Source organism: Turicimonas muris, from assembly GCF_002221595.1.
Taxonomy (GTDB): domain Bacteria; phylum Pseudomonadota; class Gammaproteobacteria; order Burkholderiales; family Burkholderiaceae_F; genus Turicimonas; species Turicimonas muris.
Genome location: NZ_NHMP01000003.1, coordinates 129,514 through 149,560, shown reverse-complemented (window position 1 = coordinate 149,560; position 20,047 = coordinate 129,514). Strand labels below are relative to the sequence as shown.

The 20,047-nt window shown below is 45.3% G+C and carries 12 protein-coding genes, 1 tRNA gene and 3 rRNA genes; 9 read left to right on the top strand and 7 right to left on the bottom strand.

Annotated elements, in window-relative coordinates:
- Positions 1-125 precede the first annotated feature (125 nt).
- Positions 126-1,115 (top strand): metallophosphoesterase family protein, encoded by a 990-nt coding sequence (locus tag ADH67_RS05990; RefSeq protein WP_084081477.1) that lies wholly within the window; start codon positions 126-128, stop codon positions 1,113-1,115.
- Here the strand turns inward: ADH67_RS05990 and moeA are convergent.
- Positions 1,024-2,250: a molybdopterin molybdotransferase MoeA gene (gene moeA / locus ADH67_RS05985; RefSeq protein WP_066593083.1), complete on the bottom strand. Its 1,227-nt coding sequence runs from the start codon at positions 2,248-2,250 to the stop codon at positions 1,024-1,026. The two genes, ADH67_RS05990 and moeA, sit on opposite strands and share 92 nt — an antisense overlap.
- Positions 2,247-2,846 (bottom strand): molybdenum cofactor guanylyltransferase MobA, encoded by a 600-nt coding sequence (mobA, locus tag ADH67_RS05980; RefSeq protein ID WP_066593081.1) that lies wholly within the window; start codon positions 2,844-2,846, stop codon positions 2,247-2,249. The genes moeA and mobA overlap by 4 nt, the downstream gene beginning before the upstream one ends.
- Before the next feature lie 535 nt (positions 2,847-3,381).
- Here mobA and ADH67_RS05975 point away from each other — a divergent pair.
- The 4 genes from ADH67_RS05975 (at position 3,382) to ADH67_RS05960 (ending at position 8,387) form a co-directional block, all read left to right on the top strand.
- Positions 3,382-4,923: ribosomal RNA gene (locus tag ADH67_RS05975) — 16S ribosomal RNA — on the top strand.
- A gap of 254 nt (positions 4,924-5,177) precedes the next feature.
- Positions 5,178-8,062, top strand: a 23S ribosomal RNA gene (locus ADH67_RS05970).
- A gap of 122 nt (positions 8,063-8,184) precedes the next feature.
- A 5S ribosomal RNA gene (gene rrf / locus ADH67_RS05965) occupies positions 8,185-8,299 on the top strand.
- Together the 16S, 23S and 5S rRNA genes with 1 tRNA gene alongside form the textbook arrangement of a ribosomal RNA operon.
- Positions 8,300-8,310: 11 nt before the next feature.
- Positions 8,311-8,387, top strand: a tRNA-Arg gene (locus tag ADH67_RS05960).
- 82 nt (positions 8,388-8,469) lie between these two features.
- On the opposite strand, the gene ADH67_RS05955 is transcribed toward ADH67_RS05960, so the two are convergent.
- The 5 genes from ADH67_RS05955 to ADH67_RS05935 form a co-directional block, all read right to left on the bottom strand.
- Entirely contained in the window at positions 8,470-9,930 is a 1,461-nt protein-coding gene (locus tag ADH67_RS05955) for an IS1634 family transposase (RefSeq protein ID WP_419723253.1), read from the bottom strand.
- A gap of 502 nt (positions 9,931-10,432) precedes the next feature.
- A complete protein-coding gene (locus ADH67_RS05950; protein ID WP_066593078.1) occupies positions 10,433-10,651 on the bottom strand; it encodes a hypothetical protein in 219 nt (72 codons plus the stop codon).
- A 120-nt stretch (positions 10,652-10,771) separates the two neighbouring features.
- Positions 10,772-12,643, bottom strand: coding sequence for an IS1634 family transposase (locus tag ADH67_RS05945; RefSeq protein WP_066591743.1), 1,872 nt, complete (start codon positions 12,641-12,643; stop codon positions 10,772-10,774).
- Positions 12,644-12,849: 206 nt separating this feature from the next.
- On the bottom strand, positions 12,850-14,511 hold the full coding sequence (locus ADH67_RS05940) for a carbon starvation CstA family protein (RefSeq protein ID WP_066593070.1): 1,662 nt from the start codon (positions 14,509-14,511) through the stop codon (positions 12,850-12,852).
- Between the two features lie 15 nt (positions 14,512-14,526).
- The gene (locus ADH67_RS05935; RefSeq protein ID WP_066593068.1) at positions 14,527-15,024 is read right to left on the bottom strand and encodes a DUF8052 family protein; all 498 of its coding nucleotides are present in this window, start codon (positions 15,022-15,024) and stop codon (positions 14,527-14,529) included.
- A 262-nt stretch (positions 15,025-15,286) separates the two neighbouring features.
- Here ADH67_RS05935 and ADH67_RS05930 point away from each other — a divergent pair, with 262 nt between their 5' ends.
- The 4 genes from ADH67_RS05930 to ADH67_RS05915 all read left to right on the top strand — a co-directional run bounded on the left by ADH67_RS05930 (position 15,287) and on the right by ADH67_RS05915 (position 19,966).
- Positions 15,287-16,750, top strand: coding sequence for a helicase HerA-like domain-containing protein (locus ADH67_RS05930; RefSeq protein ID WP_236578587.1), 1,464 nt, complete (start codon positions 15,287-15,289; stop codon positions 16,748-16,750).
- A gap of 285 nt (positions 16,751-17,035) precedes the next feature.
- Positions 17,036-17,344, top strand: coding sequence for a hypothetical protein (locus tag ADH67_RS05925; RefSeq protein ID WP_066593065.1), 309 nt, complete (start codon positions 17,036-17,038; stop codon positions 17,342-17,344).
- Between the two features lie 50 nt (positions 17,345-17,394).
- On the top strand, positions 17,395-19,479 hold the full coding sequence (locus tag ADH67_RS05920) for a heavy metal translocating P-type ATPase (protein ID WP_236578517.1): 2,085 nt from the start codon (positions 17,395-17,397) through the stop codon (positions 19,477-19,479).
- 19 nt (positions 19,480-19,498) lie between these two features.
- Positions 19,499-19,966: an HMA2 domain-containing protein gene (locus ADH67_RS05915; protein ID WP_066593060.1), complete on the top strand. Its 468-nt coding sequence runs from the start codon at positions 19,499-19,501 to the stop codon at positions 19,964-19,966.
- Positions 19,967-20,047 lie beyond the last annotated feature (81 nt).

Genomic DNA, 20,047 nt, shown 5'->3' with positions numbered 1-20,047 from the left:
GTACGAAAAGGTGGTTGTCCCTCTTGAACGGCAAGAAGATCTTATGAAATAGTGTTATTCTCTGTCTAACGAAAAATTTAGGTGCAGGCTTCAAAATAAATAATAAAAGAGCCTGTTTGTTAGACATGAGATATAGGCGTTCATATTTCGGCCGGAAGAAGGGCCGGGCGCAGGTTTGCGGGAGTTCTCAGCCGGAAGCGAAAGAACTCAAAAAGTTAGAAAAGATTTTTTTGTGCGGTGACCCCCACGGGGAGTTCGACCACATTCTTAAAGCTATTGATGAATTTCATCCGAATGCCATCATAATTCTAGGTGACCTCACTCCTGATAGGAGTTTGGATGAGATATTCAAAGATATCGGAGAGACGAAGGTTTTCTGGATTCCTGGGAACCACGATACCGATTCAGATTTAATTTATGACCGCATCTGGCGCTCAAAATTTGCAACAAACAACCTTCATGGAAAGGTGCTTGACGTTTGCGGGGTTAAAGTCGCCGGCCTAGGCGGTGTATTCAGGGGCCAAATTTGGATGCCTCCTGCATCTCCATGTTACAGTTCTCCCGGCGTATTTATCAAAAAGCTTGGAAAAGCTACTACTTGGCGTGGAGGTTTGCCGAGGCGCCATCGCTCAACTATTTTCAGTTCCGTGTATGACAAGCTAAAAGAGTGTAAGGCCGATGTGCTAGTCACTCATGAAGCTCCTTCTATTCATGCTAAAGGTTTTGAATGTCTTGACATATTGGCAGATCAGTTAGGGGTTAAATATTTCTTTCATGCTCATCAGCATGAAAGTAAGAATTACGGTGTCATCAACGGATTTGTTGCGCGAGGGATTGGTCTGAGAGGAATTATCGACTTAGCCGGAAATGTAATCGTGCCGGCCGAGGCCGATCTCAGAGAAACAGCTAATAAGTTTCAGTATGAAAAGAAACCGAAAGTCAAAAAACTTCCGGCTTCTAAATTCAGACGTTTATACAAAGCTCGCAGAGATCGCCAGTTTAAAGGACAAAGCAGCTGGAAATCTATTGATAAACACCCTGGAATGGAACTACGAGGAGGGTTTCGCCAGGCTGGACAGGACCATGGTCCTCGGGAAGATAAATCAAGCAATTAGCAGTGATCATGGAAGCCGAAGCACCGGTCTTCTGGCTTCCCGCTGAGCGAACCTTTGCTTTTCCATTTTCTGTATATAGGATTCCTCTCAAGAATTCCGTATGGCCTTCTCTTTTCTTCATTTTTTCCGTTGCCTCAGCTTCCGCATATTGCATAGAAACATCCTTGGCGTTAGCAAGAAGCTGAAGAGCCTGTTTCACAATAACTAAGAAAGTGATTTGAGTAGCTGTGGGATTGCCCGGTAGTCCGAAGAAGTAACTTTCTCCAATTTTTCCGATCGCCAAAGGGCGTCCGGGCTTAATTCTGCACTGCCATTGGACAAGTTCGCCGAGCTCTTCCACGACAGTGCGGGTAAAGTCGGCTTTACCGACGGAGACGCCTCCGGAAGTGATGACGGCATCTGCACAATCGGCCGCCTTTTGAAAAGTTTCTTTTAAAGACTCAGGATTGTCTTTGACAATTCCAAGATCTTTAGTTTCGAATCCTGCACTCTCTAAGAGAGCTCGAATGGCATAACGATTGGAATCGTAAATATGGCCGTCTTTTAAGGGAGAACCTAGGGATTGCAGTTCATCTCCCGTTGAGAAGAAGGCGACTCTGACCTTACGGAATACCAACACTTCAGGTATGCCTAAAGTTGCCAAGAAGTTGATGTGCGGAGGCATGATACGTGTGCCTTTCTCCATACACACAGCACCCTTGGCAAATTCTTCTGCTTTTTTGCGAACATTCTGACCTTTCTTTACGCCACTAGGAAAGGCGATCTCTTTTGCATGAGCCGTAACTTGTTCTTGCATCACGACCGTATCAGCCCCTTCAGGAACTTTACCTCCGGTCATAATACGTACACACTCTCCGGTTTTTAATTCACCTAAGAAGGGATGACCGGCAAAAGAACTTCCAACTTCTTTTAAAGTAAAGCCTTCCGGAAGAATGTCTTTCGAAGAGAAAGCCCATCCGTCCATGGCGGAATTATCAAAAGCCGGTATGTTGATAGGGCAGATAATATCTTCTGCTAAAAAATACGATAAGGATTCAGACAAAGGCACAAGTCGTGTGTCTTTTACTGGTTCAACGTATGTCTTGAGGAATTCCAAAGTTTCCTCAAAGCTTTTGGAAGATGAATTTGAACTCATTTGGTATTCCTTTTTAGAAGTGAAAGTTCTTCCAATGTATTAATGTTTTCGAAAGCGGGAAATGGTGCTTCTACCTCGACTTCCAGAACTCCGCATTTTTTTAGCCAATAACCAACCGCTCTTTCCCCGGAATCTAGAAAAGTAGATAAAGAAGGAAGAAGTGAGGCATGAATCAGAGAATGCAGAGGATACCTTCGGCCGTTGTGGACGGGCATTACACAGAGTCTGTTGTTATTCTTAGTCTTTTTAAGAAGCACAGAAACTAAATCGCCCGGGAAGAAGGGAGTATCGACAGTCGCGCAGAACAACCATTGGATGTCCGGAATTTCAATAAACGCCGATTCAATTCCTGCCAGCGGTCCTAGAAATCCCTCTCTTTTGTCTTTTATGACTTCAAACCCGAACGGTTTGAAGTAAGAAGCATACTCATTAGCGCTGATAACGATATCGTCAACTTGCTTGGATAGGTTCCCAATGACAAGCTCGGCAAAGGGGCGGTCATTTAATTGGACAGCACCTTTGTTAATAGAGCCCATTCTTTTTGCTTGCCCTCCAGCAAGTAAAAGTCCGGTGACTCGGTCCATGGATTCTGACATTTAGGATTCTTAATAAATCTGCATAGAAACGATTCTAACAGTTGTGATGATTGTACCTAGGAGAATCTGCGACAGGTTGAGAATGCCGTCCTAAAAAGAGAAGCGTGCATCTATATTCCAACTCCGTCTGTTTCAAAAGAAAAATCAAATAAGGTCAAAACACGAAATAAAAAAATTGATAAATGCCAAAAATTTCTAAGTGTGGTGAAAATACAAAATTTTTTACATTTTACTTAACTAGTTGAAATTAAAGTAAAAACTAATATTTTACGATGAATTCGTAGAAAAATTTTCATCAAGAGGTTTGACAAGCTCAAAAAAGGTATTTATAGTTCGCACCTCGTTGTTGATGACGAACACGAAATCAGCGACGCAAGTTCTTTAAAAATTTATCGACGAACCGATAAGAGCGGGCACTTAAGTTTAAGAGCGAAAGCGAAAGATTTAAATTTAAGAAGCTCGCTTTTGTGAGGCAAACGGAGTAGGAAATACTCCGTCAAAACCGAAACGAAGAGTAAGAGCGACAACAGAGATTAAACAAAAGAGTTTGATCCTGGCTCAGATTGAACGCTGGCGGAACGCTTTACACATGCAAGTCGAACGGTAACGAGGAGGAAAGCTTGCTTTCCTCTGTCGACGAGTGGCGAACGGGTGAGTAAGACATCGGAACGTATCCGCTCGTGGGGGACAACTTCCCGAAAGGGGAGCTAATACCGCATGAGATCCGAGGATGAAAGAGGGGGACCCGCGAGGGCCTCTCGCGAGCGGAGCGGCCGATGACTGATTAGCTAGTTGGTAAGGTAAAGGCTTACCAAGGCGACGATCAGTAGCTGGTCTGAGAGGACGACCAGCCACACTGGGACTGAGACACGGCCCAGACTCCTACGGGAGGCAGCAGTGGGGAATTTTGGACAATGGGCGCAAGCCTGATCCAGCTATTCCGCGTGTGGGAAGACGGCCTTCGGGTTGTAAACCACTTTTGTAGAGAACGAAAAGTCTATTGATAATACCGATAGATGATGACGGTACTCTAAGAATAAGCACCGGCTAACTACGTGCCAGCAGCCGCGGTAATACGTAGGGTGCGAGCGTTAATCGGAATTACTGGGCGTAAAGGGTGTGCAGGCGGTTTTGCAAGATGGATGTGAAAGCCCCGGGCTTAACCTGGGAAAGCCATACATGACTGCAAGACTAGAGTGCGTCAGAGGGGGGTGGAATTCCAAGTGTAGCAGTGAAATGCGTAGATATTTGGAAGAACACCGATGGCGAAGGCAGCCCCCTGGGACGCAACTGACGCTCATACACGAAAGCGTGGGGAGCAAACAGGATTAGATACCCTGGTAGTCCACGCCCTAAACGATGTCAACTAGTTGTTGGGAGGTAAAACTTTCAGTAACGCAGCTAACGCGAGAAGTTGACCGCCTGGGAAGTACGGTCGCAAGACTAAAACTCAAAGGAATTGACGGGGACCCGCACAAGCGGTGGATGATGTGGATTAATTCGATGCAACGCGAAAAACCTTACCTACCCTTGACATGGCAGACAACTCCTTGTAATGAGGAGAGCTCGCAAGAGGATCTGCACACAGGTGCTGCATGGCTGTCGTCAGCTCGTGTCGTGAGATGTTGGGTTAAGTCCCGCAACGAGCGCAACCCTTGTCACTAGTTGCTACGAAAGGGCACTCTAGTGAGACTGCCGGTGACAAACCGGAGGAAGGTGGGGATGACGTCAAGTCCTCATGGCCCTTATGGGTAGGGCTTCACACGTCATACAATGGTCGGAACAGAGGGCAGCGAAGCCGAGAGGCGGAGCAAATCCCAGAAAACCGATCGTAGTCCGGATTGCAGTCTGCAACTCGACTGCATGAAGTCGGAATCGCTAGTAATCGCGGATCAGCATGCCGCGGTGAATACGTTCCCGGGTCTTGTACACACCGCCCGTCAAACAATGGGAGTGGTGTTTACCAGAAGTCGTTAGCCTAACCGCAAGGAGGGCGGCGACCACGGTGAGCACCGTGACTAATGTTAAGTCGTAACAAGGTAGCCGTACCGGAAGGTGCGGCTGGATCACCTCCTTTCAAGAGTTTTTGCTTGAAGATTTGAGTGTCCGCTCTTATCGGCAGTCGATAGATTGAAGAAGATAGTTCTTTAAAAAATCGGAAATTTGAATCAATTGAAAACGTTTATGGAAACGTAAACGGGAAAAGATTGACGAGTCATAACAAAGCAAAACTTTGTGAGAAACTTGAAAGCGAAGACATAAACAGCGTAATGGGAACAGCGTTTAGCGGTTGCTTGTAACGCTGCCGGGCAATAGGCGGCAGGGTTATAGGATCAAGCGACTAAGTGCATGTGGTGGATGCCTTGGCGATCACAGGCGAAGAAAGACGTGGCAGCCTGCGAAAAGCTGCGGGGAGCTGGCAAACGAGCATAGATCCGCAGATATCTGAATGGGGGAACCCAGCCCGATAAGGGTTATCGCATGATGAATCCATAGTCATGCGAGGCGAACGAGGAGAACTGAAACATCTAAGTATCCTCAGGAAAAGAAATCAACCGAGATTCCGGCAGTAGCGGCGAGCGAACCCGGAGGAGCCTAGTTTTTGATAGTTTGGATAATAGAAGAATGAGATGGAAAGCTCAGCCAGAGAAGGTGATAGCCCTGTATTTAAAATTGTCCGAATGGTACTAAGGAAACGAGAAGTAAGGCGGGACACGAGGAATCCTGTCTGAAGAAGGGGGGACCATCCTCCAAGGCTAAATACTAGTGATCGACCGATAGTGAACCAGTACCGTGAGGGAAAGGCGAAAAGAACCCCGGGAGGGGAGTGAAATAGAACCTGAAACCGCATGCATACAAACAGTAGGAGCCTTTTTTTGAGGTGACTGCGTACCTTTTGCATAATGGGTCAGCGACTTACATTCTGTGGCGAGGTTAACCGAATAGGGAAGCCGAAGCGAAAGCGAGTTCGAATAGAGCGAAAAGTCGCAGGGTGTAGACCCGAAACCAGATGAGCTATCCATGGCCAGGTTGAAGGTGTGGTAACACACACTGGAGGACCGAACCGACTAGTGTTGCAAAATTAGCGGATGAGCTGTGGATAGGGGTGAAAGGCCAAACAAATCTGGAGATAGCTGGTTCTCCCCGAAAACTATTGAGGTAGTGCCTCGTGTGAAGGCTCCAGGGGGTAGAGCACTGTTTTGGCTAGGGGGACATGTAGTCTTACCAAACCAAGGCAAACTCCGAATACCTGGAAGCTATACACGGGAGACAGAGCACCGGGTGCTAACGTCCGGACTCAAAAGGGAAACAACCCAGACCGCCGGCTAAGGTCCCCAATAGCAGCTAAGTGGAAAACGAAGTGGAAAGGCCGTGACAACCAGGAAGTTGGCTTAGAAGCAGCCATCCTTCAAAGAAAGCGTAATAGCTCACTGGTCGAGTCTTTCTGCGCGGAAGATGTAACGGGGCTAAGCTGCTAACCGAAGCCGCGGATGCATGGAAAAATCCATGCGTGGTAGGGGAGCGTTCTGTAAGTCTGAGAAGGCGGATTGAGAAGTCTGCTGGAGATATCAGAAGTGCGAATGCTGACATGAGTAACGTTAAAGAGGGTGAAAAGCCCTCTCGCCGCAAGCCCAAGGTTTCCTGCTCTACGTTCATCGGAGCAGGGTGAGTCGGCCCCTAAGGTCAGGCCGAAAGGCGTAGCCGATGGGAACCGGGTTAATATTCCCGGACCGCTGTCAGATGCGAAGGGGTGACGGAGAGGCTAAGGTCATCCGAGTGTTGGACTACTCGGTACTTAGACGAGGACGGTTGGCAGGCAAATCCGCCAACGGATCGTCCGGATCGGAAGTGGTGCTCCCACGGGAGCGAAGTGATTGGAAACTCTTCCAGGAAAAACCTCTAAGCTACAGTCTGAGAGGACCGTACCGCAAACCGACACTGGTGGGCGAGCTGAATATGCTCAGGCGCTTGAGAGAACTCGGGAGAAGGAACTCGGCAAATTGACACCGTAACTTCGGAAGAAGGTGTGCCGCAGTAGCGTGAGAGGAGAGACACCTTGAGCGTGAGACGGTCTCAGAGAATAGGTGGCTGCGACTGTTTATTAAAAACACAGCACTCTGCAAAGTCGAAAGACGACGTATAGGGTGTGATGCCTGCCCGGTGCTGGAAGATTAATTGATGGGCTGAGAGGCCTTGATCGAAGTCCCAGTAAACGGCGGCCGTAACTATAACGGTCCTAAGGTAGCGAAATTCCTTGTCGGGTAAGTTCCGACCTGCACGAATGGCATAACGATGGCCACACTGTCTCCTCCCGAGACTCAGTGAAGTTGAAGTGTTTGTGATGATGCAATCTACCCGCGGCTAGACGGAAAGACCCCATGAACCTTTACTGCAGCTTTGCATTGAACTGTGAACCGATTTGTGTAGGATAGGTGGGAGACAGAGAAAGAGGAGCGCCAGCTCCTCTGGAGTCAACCTTGAAATACCACCCTGATTTGTTTGCGGTTCTAACCAAGACAGGACCACACTGTTTGGGACCGTGCATGGTAGGCAGTTTGACTGGGGCGGTCTCCTCCTAAAGGGTAACGGAGGAGTACGAAGGTACGCTAGGTACGGTCGGAAATCGTGCTGATAGTGCAATGGCAAAAGCGTGCTTGACTGCGAGAGCTACAACTCGAGCAGATGCGAAAGCAGGTCATAGTGATCCGGTGGCACTGAATGGAAGGGCCATCGCTCAACGGATAAAAGGTACTCTGGGGATAACAGGCTGATACCGCCCAAGAGTTCATATCGACGGCGGTGTTTGGCACCTCGATGTCGGCTCATCTCATCCTGGGGCTGAAGTCGGTCCCAAGGGTATGGCTGTTCGCCATTTAAAGAGGTACGTGAGCTGGGTTTAAAACGTCGTGAGACAGTTTGGTCCCTATCTGCCGTGGGCGTTGGAAGATTGACGGGGGCTGCTCCTAGTACGAGAGGACCGGAGTGGACGCACCTCTGGTGTACCGGTTGTCACGCCAGTGGCATAGCCGGGTAGCTAAGTGCGGAAGAGATAACCGCTGAAAGCATCTAAGCGGGAAACTTGCCTGAAGATGAGTCTTCCCGGAGGTAAAACCTCCCAAAAGAGTCGTTCGAGACCAGGACGTCGATAGGTCAGGTGTGTAAGTGCTGTAAGGCATTGAGCTAACTGATACTAATTGCTCGTGAGGCTTGATCCTATAACCGTGAAGCTTAAAGCCCGCGTTGGTTGTAGCAAGTAAAGTTAAACAAAGCAGAGCTTAAGAGCTCGTCAAGATTGATAAGAATTTCCGAGCATCGAAAGATGCAGAACAAGTTAAAGCCCGGAGGCCATAGCAGGGTGGAACCACTCCTTCCCATCCCGAACAGGACAGTGAAACGCCTCCACGCCGATGATAGTGAGTTGTATTTCTTGCGAAAGTAGGTAGCCTCCGGGCTCACATATATTGCGCCAGTAGCTCAGTTGGATAGAGTACTTGGCTACGAACCAAGGGGTCGTGGGTTCGAATCCTGCCTGGCGCGCCATAAAACAAAGTCTGAGAATCGTAAAAAGTTCTCAGACTTTTCTCATTTTTGAATCTTTTAATCCTGAATTCCTGCCCCTAGATTACAAAACAAGAGGAGCGGGCGTTTCGACTCCCAGCTCTTCTAGCAGTTCTCTATATCGTTTCGGCCATTCTTGCCAATAGTGACGCACTTTCCCCTCTACATCGTGGCGGAACAGAACGATGCTGTTCAGTTCATCGATAATCCTGGGCGTATCCAGCGGATTTTTCTTAGCTTGTTCTAATCGCCTTTGAAGAATCAGGCGCAAGCACAAAGATAGATAGATGATGAACACCTTGCCGTCTAAAGAAGTTTCTTGGCATCTCATTCTTCTGCCTCCGCATTTATCTTTGTAATTGTTGAAGGCCTTTTCAACAACATCTTTCTGCCGGTAAATATTTAACGCTTGCGGCGCAGAGCTTATTTCATTGGAACCAAGCACAAAGAATCCGCAGGATTTTGTGAATTTAACCCAAGAGTTAACATCGAACTGATATTTTTCAGCTGCGGGGTCTTGTTTTTTTGCGGAAGGTTTAAGTTTGAAGAACTCTTTAAAAACCAGAGAGTTAGGAACGTTCCCCTTTTCCAGTCGCAAGCGAAAGCTTTCAACTAAAGCTGTCATATGGGTTTTTTCGCTCGTTTCTCTTTGCAAGTCGTAGTAGACGTGTATATAGAAGGGAGAATACTCTTTGCCAAATGTACGGCTCGAGCTGTACCACTCTATTTTCTTGGTCGCGCAATAGCAGTCAATCTCCGGGTAATGTTGTTGAGGAAGTGCCAGCGTTAGCTGAGGGACGAACTCCTGCAGGGCTTGCTGGGCAATTTTCAAATCTGATTTCAGACCAGCTGCAAAGCCAATATTGTTGCGGAACATCATTTGAAAGTTATTTTCCGAACAAAAGCCCCTATCCAAAACCAAGTTGATCTGTTCAGCATCAAGCTTGGAGAGTTCGGCAAACAAGTTCCGTAATAAGGTAACGTCAGCAATGGAGCCGTCTAGAACCTTGTAGTACAAGGGCTCTCCCGTAATTTCATCAATAAGCAGTGCTATCTTGAGCATTACCATCTCAGGATCCTCTTTGTTATGACCGAACGCAACTTTATTAAGCGTTTGCGAAAATGAAGAAATGGAGGTGGTATCAAAGGCCAAGTAATTAGAACTGTTTGCCTTTGTGCTGCAGGCCAGCCTTAGTTTCATATATTGCTCACGCTGCTTAAAAGTGATAGAGGCGAGCAGTTCTGAGATTCGCTGTGAAGAAAGAGGAGGAGAAGGAAAATCGCAATGAGCGGCAGTCACGTCGTAATTGGCTAAGTTCTGATCAGGGTAGATAACAAAAAACATTGCCAGCGACAAAATCTCCGCCCAATTATGAGGGAAAATTGCTTTTAAATCCCTCATTAAGCCGCTTTGAATTGCTAACTCCTTGAGCACATAAGCGGCTCCGGCATTTAACGGATATGTCTTCGATAGGACAGCCTGAACTTCCTGGTTCGAAAGACTTGGCAAAGAGCTAGCCGGAATAAGTTGATGGTCTTCGAATTTGAATTCAATCCGTTTGCACTCGGGATGTTCTGATAAAAATTTTCTTCCTAATTCAACTTGTCCGTCCCGGAGTCGCCCAATAGAGTATCTGTGCTTGCAATAAGAACGTTTTTTTTTCCTTGTCCCAGGCGTTCTCGTATCTGTAGAGATAGTCGATATTCTTGACTGTAACTTTCAAGATGTTATGTATCGATTCCACAGTAACTTACCCCTTGATTACATAGATACTAAAAGTTTAATCTATGAAATTAGGGGTAAAGCTATTCAAAATCCCCTGATAGGCAAACAGTTAATTGTTGTTTGTGAGTATTTGAAAAGAAACTAATCTAGTTTTCGGGAATTCAGGTTGATTTCACTTCTATGAGCGACCTCTCCGACTCTTTCAGCTTTATTAGTCAAAAATAAACGCCTCTAAAGGAGGCGTCTATTACTGTATAGAGAAGAAGGTTCTTTTACCATTCTTCTCTATGTAAGAATTAAGTCATTCCTGGCTTTGGCTTTGAAGGCCTTCTGCCTGGGAGGTTTCTTTCTTGTCCTCGCTGAAAACACGGAATGCTTCAACTGCTAGGGCGAGAGAAAGAACTGTCAGAAGAGCAGATACACCGACGATTAGCCAGTTTTTGCCTAAGTTGGAATAGATCAGTTGTCCAAGAGAAGTGAAAGTGACGGCGAACATGAAATACATTGGAATTGTGATCATGTAAGTGTCTCTACCTTCTTTCTCCTGAGTTTCAGAGAATAAATTGAGGAAATTTTGTTATATCTATTGGGCCTCAATGTATCTCTAATTTTTCATTTTTTTATTCCTCGTAGTAGTAGTTCACTCGATAGAGAAGTAACTGTTCAAATCTCCGGATAGCCCCAGTTTCCTTCTCAAGGTTGCTGCGGTTTCATAGTCCTCTAGCACCGGCATAGATACGGCTTTGCAGATGTTTTTTACATCGTCTGAAATCCCTGTAGTTGCATAGACCGCCGGCAGTCTCTCTAATTTGATTCTTGTCGTCCTTAGTCCGTTGAGACTTTCCACGATCTTCTCTATGGAAATTGGGGTCTGGTTGGATTTGAGCTTGTACTCGAGCAAACGCGAAATTACTAATGCGATATAACAACAAAGAAAATGACCGCGGATGTGTTGCTCAGTGCGCACATACACCGGTCGTGCTTCTAATTGACTTTTCAAGAGGCGGAAATTGCTCTCTATGTGCCAGAGCTCTCTGTAGATGCTTAGGATTTCCTCTACAGGATCTTCCAGTGAAGTCTCTATCACATGCATTCCATCGAACTTCTCCTGCTCAACGATCTTTTCCTCGTCTAAACTCAAACTCTCTTTATCAATCTCAACGCGAACTAATCCCTTGCCTCCTTTTTTCATTTCCGCTGTGAAGGTAGAGGGACGGGTAACTAGCCCTATTGCTTTATCAATAAACTTTTGTCTATCGTGTCTGTCTTTATCAAAGCGCTTTTTAGAGAATGTAACGATGTACCTGCGCTTGAGCGTTCCTTTTTTTCTCTTATTTTTAGCTCGAGTTTCATAGGGCTTTAATATCTTCTCCAGCCGTTCTATCTCTGCAGGATTATCATGCTCCTTTGCAAACTCCGGATAACGATAGTTAACTTTGGTTTCAAGCGTGACCTCTTTGTACCAGTTTTCTTCCACAACCCCGTCATCATCGACCACGGTATATGAGATTCTTCCTTCCGGGCAAAGGGCAGCGGCCTTGACTTCCTCGGAAGCGCTTCTAATCTTCGATGAGAATACATAGTCGTGACCAAGCTCGACCAGGCAGTGAATGTTGGCCGTGTTGTTAAGGCCCCTATCGGCCACGACTACAAGTTTTTCAACCCCATAAGTTTTTTTCAATTCTTCTACAAAAGGAATCATCGTCGGAGATTCTCCCTGATTGCCTTTATAGAGTTTATAGCTGACTGGCAGTCCGTCTTTGTCAGCAGCTAAGGCCATAACTACCTGAACTTCATTAAATTTTTTATCTTTTGAGTAACCGAATTCTCGAAGACTGTCGGCTCGAATGCTTTCAAAGGCGTAAGTAGTAATGTCATAGAGGCACACTCGCGTGTCTCGTTGAGGATTTTGTTCTAAAAGCTTTTTATTCAGATATTTGATAATGGCTTCTTTATTATCGCTGAGCAGATCTAAGCAATTGTAGTAATCGGAAAGGTTCTGCGGCCTAGCACCGAGATATGTGACTGGTACTAAGCGTTTGGTTTTAGCCTTTGACCAAGGGGATAAAATTCTTGTAAGACACAGTTGGCGGACAACTTCAGAAAAATCGAACTGAACGTTCGTACCATTTTTAAGATAAGTGAGCTTGTAAGGCAGTTTAAGTTCATTCCAAAGCCGACTTAAAACCACCAACCCAAGACCTCGTAACGCCGGCTTTTCTCCTTTTAAGCTCAGGCCGTCCTTAGCTTCTTTGAGAAGTTGATCTTTAATATTTTTATTTAAAACCATCCTTTGGTTTAGATCAGTTGCTGCAGCCTCACGATTAAGAGCTTCAACCTCGGCTTTAATTTTTTGTATAGCAAGAGGGTCTGCCGCAAGCAGCATCTTCTCATTTCCACATTTGCGATAAATATTTTTCCGGGCTTGTCCTTTTTCATTTCTGTAGGAGGAAGCGATATAGACACTTCGATTCCCCTCTTTATTAGAACTGTACATGACGTGGTAACGCATAAACCCCTCTCTATACTATTACCATTATTTTACTACATATAACCAAAAAAAGTCAAGAGAGATTTTCCTTTTATTTTCAGATAGTAATTATGAAAATAAGGGGGTTTCGGTATCAAACTCAGGAAAATAAACGCCTCTAAAGGAGGCGTCTATTACTGTATAGAGAAGAAGGTTCTTTTACCATTCTTCTCTATGTAAGAATTAAGTCATTCCTGGCTTTGGCTTTGAAGGCCTTCTGCCTGGGAGGTTTCTTTCTTGTCCTCGCTGAAAACACGGAATGCTTCAACTGCTAGGGCGAGAGAAAGAACTGTCAGAAGAGCAGATACACCGACGATTAGCCAGTTTTTGCCTAAGTTGGAATAGATCAGTTGTCCAAGAGAAGTGAAAGTGACGGCGAACATGAAATACATTGGAATTGTGATCATGTAAGTGTCTCTACCTTCTTTCTTGAGCCAAGCAGTAATTGCCAACAATGCGAGGGCAGCCAGCATCTGGTTTGCTGTACCGAAAATCGGCCAAATAGTCAGATAAGAACCGGAAGCCATATACCAAGCGGCAGCAATGGTAATCAGCGTGGCGACATAACGGTTGCTTAAGGCTTCTCTGACGGAATTTGGCTTAACTTCTTTATTATTTTCGGTCGGTGCAATCATTTCTTGAAAAATGAATCTGCCCAAACGAGTTGCGGTATCAAGAGTAGTTAATGCAAAGGCGGAGATAGTTAACGCAACGAATTCTTTGGAGAGAGAGAAATCTAAACCTAAAGATGTCATGAATGTTGCGGTTCCTTGTGCGAAGGCATTAACCGGTCCTCCTTGTTTCAGTAACACCGGAAGCTTGTCGGCAGCTACGTATGCAACGGAAATGATGGCGCAGATAGCTAAAAGGCCTTCAATCAGCATGGAGCCGTAACCGATTAGCTTAGCGTTGCGTTCATTGTCAAGCTGTTTTGAACTTGTTCCGGAAGAAACTAAAGAGTGGAAGCCGGAGATCGCTCCGCAGGCAACGGTAACGAATAAAACCGGGAACAGCCATTGTCCGCCTCCGAGATCGAAACCAACGAATCCTGCGATTTCCATTGTCGGCTGGTAGAAAATAATGCCCAAGAAAGCAGCAATCATCATTGCGTAGAGGAGGAAGGAGTTGAGGTAGTCTCTTGGTTGAAGCAGAATCCATACGGGAGCAATGGAAGCAACGAATACATAGGCTAACAAAATCAACAGCCAAACTTCTTTGCTAAGAGCAAGCGGGAAAATATGTCCGAGCCAGAAAGAAACCGCCATGCCGATAATTCCGAAGATGGTGCCGATAAGAAGCGGAATGCCGGAACGATATACCGCATAACCGAAACCAACCGCAAGTACAATGAAGAGAAGGGAAGCAGTGCCGGCTCCGGGATTGGCCACAAACGTTGAAGCCACAATGTTGGCAAAAGCTGCCACAACCACAAGGAGAGTTACCCACGCAAAAATTGCAAAGAGCAACTTGGCTCTTCTGCCTACGTTAGATTCAATGATCTGACCAATACTTTGGCCCTTATGGCGAATAGATGCCACCATTGAACCATAGTCGTGAACACCGCCGAAGAATATACTTCCGACAATAATCCACAGAGAAACTGGAATCCATCCGAAGACTGCAGCGGAAATTGGGCCGACAATCGGGCCGGCACCCGCAATGGATGAGAAATGGTGACCGAGAAGTACAGCAGGTTTTGTCGGGAGGTAGTCGATACCATCCTTTTGCGTATAAGCTGGGGTTGGTCTGGAAGGATCTACACCCCATTTCTTGGCTAACCAAGAACCGTATACGATGTAGGCGGCAATAAATATAACTGTCGCACCAAGCAATAAAGCAAGTCCGTTCATATTAGAAAAGTATTCCTAAAAAATTTGAAAATTAGCCGTTGAATTACTACCTTTCGGATTGGAAAAGACTTTCTGATCTTTCAGATCGACGACAAAAACTGCAAGGTCTGCCCAGCCTTTTAAGGTGAAGCAAAAGTCCTTGTGGAACTTATGCTTAGAAAGGTTATTCAGAGCTTTATCTTCAACTCCTGATTCAGTCAGTAAAACCAAATTAAAGAGAGAAGACATATGCCCTTCAGCAACTCTCATCGATGAAATGTAGTCGGAAAATGCTTTTTGGCATTCTTCTAAGAATTCGGCTGTAAGTTGGTTGCTTACCAGCTTAAGACTCACATATTCATCATTGTTCATCGAATACAAGGAAATTTTCTTAGAAAGAAAGTATTTCTCATTCAATCTATTGTGGACCGCCCAAAGATCCGAGTAGTTAGTTAAAGGTTTAGGCGGCTCCAAAATATCGAATGAACTTCTTAATCTATTTTTTAAAATCTCTTTGTATTGATGACTGTCCATAAAAACCTCATTAGTACCAAATGATACTAATTATTTCTAATTTTAAATTTCTTACAAAAAAGAAAATAATATCTCGGATGGATATAACCCTAATACTTGCGAGATCAGATGGATGCAATTCAGGCATTTACAGGCTCAAATAGTATGAAGGCTCAGGTGCAGCGGCTCTATAATGCTTTAAAACAACTAGGAGAAAATAATGGTAGAGCCTCTGTATTTTGGTGCTCCAATTGATGCTGTCGATTCATCTGCATCCTCAACAATGGAGCCCGGTTTAGCTAATCGCCACGGATGTATTTCCGGAGCAACGGGTACCGGTAAAACAGTTTCTTTGCAAAAGCTAGCTGAAGATTTTTCACGTGTCGGTGTACCGGTTTTCTTGGCTGATATCAAAGGAGATCTTTCCGGTTTAGCAAAAGCAGCAGTTCCTTCAGAAAAACTAAAAGAAAGAATAATCAAGAAAAAACTGCAGGAGCCGGAGTGGAAAGGCTGTCCGGTAACCTTTTGGGATGTATTCGGGGAGCAGGGACATCCGGTTCGTGCAACCATCAGCGATATGGGACCGCTGCTTTTATCCCGACTCCTTCAATTGAACGACACGCAAGGAGGCGTCTTAAATGCCGTTTTTGCTATTGCGGATGACAATGGATTGCTCCTTTTGGATCTGAAGGATTTGAGATCAATGCTTCAATTTGTTGGCGAACACGCTTCAGAGTTCAGACAGAAATATGGAAATATCTCTCCGGCCTCCATCGGAGCAATTCAGAGAGGTTTGCTAGCTCTGGAGAGCCAGGGTGCTGATAAATTTTTTGGCGAACCTATGCTCGATATCCAAGATCTTCTTCAGACTGTTGGTGGGCAAGGTGTAGTCAATATTTTGGCTGCGGATAAATTGATGCAGGCTCCTAAGCTTTATTCAACATTTCTTCTGTGGATTTTGAGTGAGCTCTATGAAAATCTTCCGGAAGTCGGAGATTTAGAAAAACCGAAGCTCGTATTCTTTTTTGATGAAGCTCATATCCTCTTCAAGGATGCTCCGAAAGTTTTACTCGATAAGATCGAACAAGTTGTCCGCTTGATTCGTTCTAAAGGCGTCGGTGTTTATTTCATTACACAAAATCCGCTTGATATTCCTGATTCTGTGCTCGGACAATTAGGAAATCGCGTCCAGCACGCTCTTCGAGCTTTCACTCCAAGAGATCAAAAGGCAGTCAAGGTCGCAGCTGAAACAATGCGACCCAATCCAAAGGTAGACATCGGCAAAGCAATTACAGAGTTAGGTGTAGGTGAAGCATTAGTCTCCTTCCTTCAGGAAGGCGGCGTCCCCGGTGTCACAGAAAGAATTTGGGTTGGCTGCCCGGGAAGTCAGATCGGACCAATCACAGAGGCAGAGCGTAAACAATTAATGGCAACATCTATTGTTGCCGGTGTTTATGACAAGCCAATTGACAGAGAAAGTGCTTATGAAGTGCTCCAGGCTCGTTCTCAACAGCCCTCTCAAAAAGATGCAAAAGGAACGGCCGGTGGCGCATCTGTGCAGGAAGAGGAAGAACCGGGAATCGGAGATGCTCTTCTTTCCTCTCTGAAAGATATCATGTTTGGTTCAACTGGACCTAGAGGAGGCCATAAACCCGGAGTTGTGGAAAATATGGCGAAATCCGTGGTTAGACAAGCAAGCAATCAAATTATCCGCGGAGTATTAGGTTCTTTACTCGGTAAAAAGTAATTCAAAGAATTTTCCCTGACAGCGCCTCAGAATTTTTCTGAGGCGTTTGCTTAAGTGCACTTTTCCTTCATATTTGCTCCAGAGCATTCGAAGAAATCGATAACTTGGTAACGGTGGAAACTCCATGTCCCATAATGCGTGCGGTGCAATATTTGATTTCAAACTCCGTCTCCCGGAATCAATTAATTGAACTAGCATGAAAAAATTGAAGTTGATGCCTTTTTCAAAGGGGTACAATTATCACTGTTGATTTTCATTCTCATTTACATTTTTAAAGGAAAAGTTATGAAGGATTTAACAAAAGTAGCTTGGGGTGTTCTTGGAGGCGCTCTTTTAGGTTTCGCTGCATCTTCTGCAATTAGCAGAGGCAAACTCAGACCTTGCACAACAAAGCTGATGTCATACGGTCTGGATTGGAAAGATAAGTTGATTGAAGGCGCTGAAACCTTTAAAGAAGATTTAGAAGATATGACAGCAGAAGCCAAAGAAGAGGCTAAGAAACGCGCCGCTCGCAGACAACAGGAAGCACGTGCTCAGAACGTTAGTTCTCAAGATGTAATTCTCCCGGAAGATACTGCTCAAGAAAGCAAATAGTATCTTTTCACCGCATTTGTTATTCAGTTTTTAAAATTATGAAATTTTCTGTGGTTTCCCACACTCAGGGGAGGATTAGGTTCGTCTCAGATTTTCCTTTCGGCTCCGAAGGGGCTGAAGAGCTGGCCGACAAATTGGACCTAATTCCTGGAATTGAAGGTGTGAGAATTAATCCTCGTACGAGAAGTGTTCTTCTTCTGTATATGGATAAGCAATCTCTGCAGGAAGCCAAATCTGTAATCGCCCGCTACATGAGGACATTGGCATCTAAGTCGTTGGCAATTCCCCAAGGACAAAGCGTTATCTCTGATGTAGCTTTCTGGCCGATGGTCCGCTTTTTTACCAGACCGTTGATGCCTTTTCCGGCCAGCCTCGGAATGTTCCTTCACAGTTCTTGGGGAATATTTTCAGGAGGCTTTAAAAAGCTCTTCTCAGGCAAGCTTACTGTTGAAGTTTTGGACTTGAGCGCGATTGCGGCTTCTTTGCTGATGCGTGACTTTAAGACGGCTTCAACACTGGTTCTGCTTTTAGGTTTCGGCGAAAAGCTCGAAGAGTGGACGAGAAGAAAGACGATGACGAACTTGACTCGATCTTTGGCCATGAACATCGATACGGTTTGGATTGTCAAAGACGGTCACGAACTTGAAGTTCCTCTTTCCTCGGTAACAAAAGAAGATCTCTTGAAGGTGAGAGCCGGCTCCGCAATCCCGGTGGACGGAAAAGTAATCGGCGGATCGGCTACGGTTAATCAGGCGTCAATGACGGGAGAATCTATAGGAGTTCTTCGTACGGAAGGCAGTACAGTTTACGCAGGCACAGTTGTTGAAGACGGAGAACTTCTAATCCAGCCGACGGCTGTTGGTCAAGGTACTCGTCTTAATAAAATTATTCAATTTATTGAGAACAGCGAGAAGGTTAAAGCCAACGTTGAAAGTAAGGCAATGAAAATAGCTGACAAAGTTGTTCCATACAGCTTCTTGCTGTCGGGACTTGTATGGCTTTTTACGCGAAACCTTCAAAGAGCGGCTGCTGTCTTGATGGTGGATTATTCGTGTGCACTAAAGATGTCTACACCGGTAGCATTTATGTCCTCAATGAGAGAAGGTACTTCTCACAAAATCTTGATTAAAGGAGGAAGGTATATCGAAGAATTGGCTCAAGTTGACACTGTTGTGTTCGATAAAACAGGAACGCTTACCGAGTCTCATCCGAAAGTATCCAAAGTTATTCCTCTCGGAACCTGGGATAGAGATACTGTTTTAAGGAATGCTGCTTGTCTTGAGGAACATTTCCCACATCCGGTCGCTAAGGCGATTGTGCGAGCAGCGGCAGACGAGGAACTTCATCATGAAGAAGAGCACGCCGAAGTTAAATATGTCGTTGGTCACGGAATCTGTACAGAGTTGAACGGAGAAAAAGTTTTAATCGGCAGCCGCCACTACATTGAAGAAGATGAGGGGGTTGACTGCTCCGGAGCTGAGGAAATAATCGAAAGCATTGCTTCGAAGGGACACACCGTTCTTTATTTATCCAGGAATGGAAAGTTGGAGGGGTTGATCGGTATTGAAGATCCAATCCGAAAGGAATCTGTCGAAGTAATTGAAGAACTGAGGAACTTGGGCATTCAGAATATTGTTATGCTCACCGGAGATGGACCGAGAACGGCAAAGAATGTTGCTGCCAGACTCGATATCAAAGAGTATTACTGTCAAGTTCTGCCGGAAGGAAAAGCGCAGATCATAGAAAGAATGGTAAAAAGCGGTCGAAAAGTTCTGATGGTCGGTGACGGTATTAATGACTCTCCGGCACTTACCGCAGCCAATGTCGGAGTAAGTTTGTCAGAAGCTGCCGACTTAGCCCGTGAAGTAGCTGCTGTGGTTTTATTGGAAAACAACTTAAAACATCTTCCTTTGGCAATTAAGCTTGGAAAGAGAACACTAAGCAGAATTCATCAGAACTTCCGTGCTTCCGTAGGCCTTAATACTGCATTCTTAGCCGGCGGCCTAGACGGTGTATTACCGGCTGCTGTTGGAGCAGTGCTCCATAACGTAACCACGGTCGGTGTGACGCTTAATGCCGCCCGGGCATACCTCCCAAATCTTTCTGAAGAAGAGAGAACCTCAGAAGTCTCATAAACAATAAGGACTCTAAACTATGGAACATTTACACGGAACTATTACCAGCAGAACCGAAGGTCGATTGAGGATTCGCTCGGGAAGTTTGAAGCTTGTTGATGGTGCAGAGCTTTTTGAGGCTTTAAAGCAGGTCAGGGGTGTTGAGAATCTCAAGCTGAATAAAATAACCGGGTCTTTATTAGTAAATTTTGAGCCAGCAATTTTTGATGTAGCTCGTTTTGAAGAGATTCTTAATTCCACCTTTGAATCTCAGGCGGTTTCTGAAGAAACGAAGTCCTCGACAAAAGCAAAGTCTGCGAAGCATCAGAAACTTTCTTCCTATAGAGCAATGAGAAAGGTCGAAAATCAAACGATGGCTCTTGCCGGACCACTCTGTCTTTTGGGTCTGAGCCTAAAGCTCTGGAAGCTGCACTCCTGGGCTGGTTGGATATTCACAGCGGCCGCTGCTGCTCATACCCTCAGATATAAGAAACAGCTCTTAAGATAAGGCATTTGGGAAGTTGCTTATTCAGCAGTTATTACCTTTTCTCAATGTAGCAAAAGCCGGAAAATCCGGCCTTTGTTATAT